Source organism: Novacetimonas cocois (assembly GCF_003311635.1).
In the GTDB taxonomy this organism is placed as follows: domain Bacteria; phylum Pseudomonadota; class Alphaproteobacteria; order Acetobacterales; family Acetobacteraceae; genus Novacetimonas; species Novacetimonas cocois.
This window is the reverse complement of record NZ_QEXL01000007.1, coordinates 49,375-52,061: the sequence shown is the minus strand read 5'-3', so window position 1 is coordinate 52,061 and position 2,687 is coordinate 49,375. Positions and strand designations below refer to the sequence as shown.

Below are 2,687 nucleotides of genomic sequence, written 5' to 3'. Positions count from 1 at the left end.
CCAAAAATTTAGCGAAAACCCTATTATATAATAGGTATTTCGCTAAAAATTTGTCAGGTTAAGTGAGGTAACACCTTAAAAAAGTGAATGCTCGAACTAAATAAACATGAACACCCAAATGCTGGCCGCATACAGGTTCTACTAAATAAGAGTGAAATAATCGTTCTTGGAAGAATCCCGCAGTCGGCCAGCCTGCGGGATTTTTTCAATTATTACGAGAAAGATTATTTCAAATGGCCAAATTTTTCAAAATCAATGCTCCATGTGGAGCCGGTAAAACCTACGCCCTTCCCAAAATTATCGGGAAAATCCAGAGCAACGGCAAAAAAGCTATCATTGCCCAACCCAAAATCGACAATCTCAAGGAAACGGAGACAGCCCTAAAGGGCCTTGGTATGAACGTATGTCGCTATGACAGCGAGACACAAGCCAGTCCTGTAGCAGCTATCATCGGTTATCTCACTGGATCACCTAAACCCGATGACATTCTCCTAGTAACCCATAATGGCCTCATGGAAGCTGTAACGGCTATAGACCATCATTCTCCATGTCTTGGTCAGTGCGTGGTGATTGTTGACGAAGCTCTTGCGATCATCGGATCAGAATCAATCAAACTAAAAACTCATCACAGGCTGATAACGGACAATGTGCGCTTGGTTGATCCCACAGGGTCCATTTCAGAATGCGAAGTAATAAACAAAAAGCCTCTGGAAAAATATCGTGACAACCAACAAAATGATGACATTAATAATGTTGTTGGTCCAGTCGCAAAAATCCTACTGGATGAAACCATAAGCGTTAGTGCTTTGGTTCAGAATTTTAATAATCCCAAAAGCGAACATTTAGAATTTTTATGGCATAGAAAGCCTGATATTTTCGACGGATTTAATGGCGTCATCATGATGAGCGCTGATTTCGATCAGTCTATTGTTTTCAACGTATGGAAGCAGAAGTATAAAGTCCATTTTCAGGACTTTCCATCGAAATTAAATTTTCGATACACCAGTCATGCCAACACAACAAACACGACAATCCATTTTTTCATGGATAGGAATTTCAGTAAAAAACTAGGGCAAGCTGATAATTTTAATGTTCATAATCAAATGGTTGCGATCATTGACCGGATCATTCTCGAACAGGAATGCCTTACCATTCTGAATAATGAGATTAATACGGACGTTTAGGAAGCCGGGCGAAGGCCAACCCATTACATCCATTCTTATGTGAAGATTCCCAACCCTGAATCTACGGATGTCATATCCAGCTACGTCCATGGCCTGAACCGATATCAGCACATTCATCACGTGGCTTTTCTGGCAAGCCTCAACTTACCCGACCAGACCGAGACTTACCTCATGGGCCTTGGTTTGAGTGAGGTTGAGATTGAACAAGGCATCCTGATGGCTTCAACCTATCAGGCTGTTTGTCGCACCAGTATAAGAAAGCCCGAGATTGATGTGGAACGCCACATCTTCGTGCCCGACCGCCGTAGTGCTGACTTTCTGGCCCTTCAATTCCCGGGCGCTAACACGGTCAGCCATGAGGGGGAAATGACGCTACCGGAGGTGAAACAGCCCGGGAGACCTTCGCTCATGTCGTCGGGACCAATGACAAGGGACCAACGTAATGAGCAACAGAAGGAAAGGACTCGCATAAAACAGGAATGTGAGGGGCTGTTGTCAACATTGGAATGGGACAGGACTGGGGATTTTGATGCCTGCTTGTTGGATGGTGTCCAGGCAAAACGCATTGTGGACCGACCCACATTTGCGGATGCGGATGGAATCATCCGTTATTTCAAAGATGAGGCTGATTTCGTGTCTTGTGATAAGCATGCGCCCAATCGTCTGATCTGGCCTGCCTTGGTTGATACCAATCCCCTTGAGGAAGGCGGCACAAAGTTTGGCAAAAACAACGTGCTATGTTCCACGTTCATCATGTTGGACAAAGACGAGGGTTCCCCCGGTCACGATATGACCATGGATGATTTCAGGAAAGCATTCCCGGACTGGAAAATGTGTATGTATCAGACATATTCCGGGGCAGGTAACTTCCGCGTTGTCATCCCTTTGACCCATCCGATCACGGGTGAAGCCAGTGAGGTCATTACCCGTGAGATTAGCCGTCGCATGTATGAAAAGGGTTTCAAGGACAAGGGCGGAAATCTGCCCTTTGATGGCTCAAAATATAACTGTGCGAGTAAGTTTTTCCTCCCCAATCATGCGCCTGACACGGAGATGGATTTCCGCGAATATGGTGGGGGCGTCCTTGATCCTCTCGCGTTTATCCAAACAGCCTTCATTGATATGAAACACAAGGCACAGCCTTTGGCACCAGCGGACAGGGCTAAGGCCCTAGCCGATTTCAAAGCGGCTCTAGCCTCAACAGGCCAAAGTCAGGCGGATTATATCCAAGCCAAACTAGATGCCTTTGGCGGATTAGTGGATGGCACTGGTCGTCATGGCAAGTTTTTCGGGCTGGGTTGCGATCTCGCACGAAACGGGTTTGATGAGACCGAAATCAGGACCGCGCTCCAAAGCTGCCGATATGACGGGCTTTCAAACCGCGAAAAAACGCGCAAGATAGACGCCATCATAAAGTCCCTTCGCCAGAAGGGACTGTTATGNAGCGTTCATATGCCCAGGACCTTGCCTCCTATCTCCTAAAACATATGGGATGGAGCCTTG

Annotated in this window: 1 protein-coding gene; it reads left to right on the top strand. The window is 46.2% G+C overall.

The features are described from left to right. Positions 1-233: 233 nt before the first annotated feature. Entirely contained in the window at positions 234-1,184 is a 951-nt protein-coding gene (locus NJLHNGOC_RS16285; RefSeq protein WP_239021373.1) for a DEAD/DEAH box helicase family protein, read from the top strand. Positions 1,185-2,687: the final 1,503 nt, after the last annotated feature.

Excerpts from the sequence above, each read along its gene's own strand:
- NJLHNGOC_RS16285 (WP_239021373.1), top strand. The coding sequence starts at position 234 with ATGGCCAAATTTTTCAAAATCAATGCTCCATGTGGAGCCGGTAAAACC.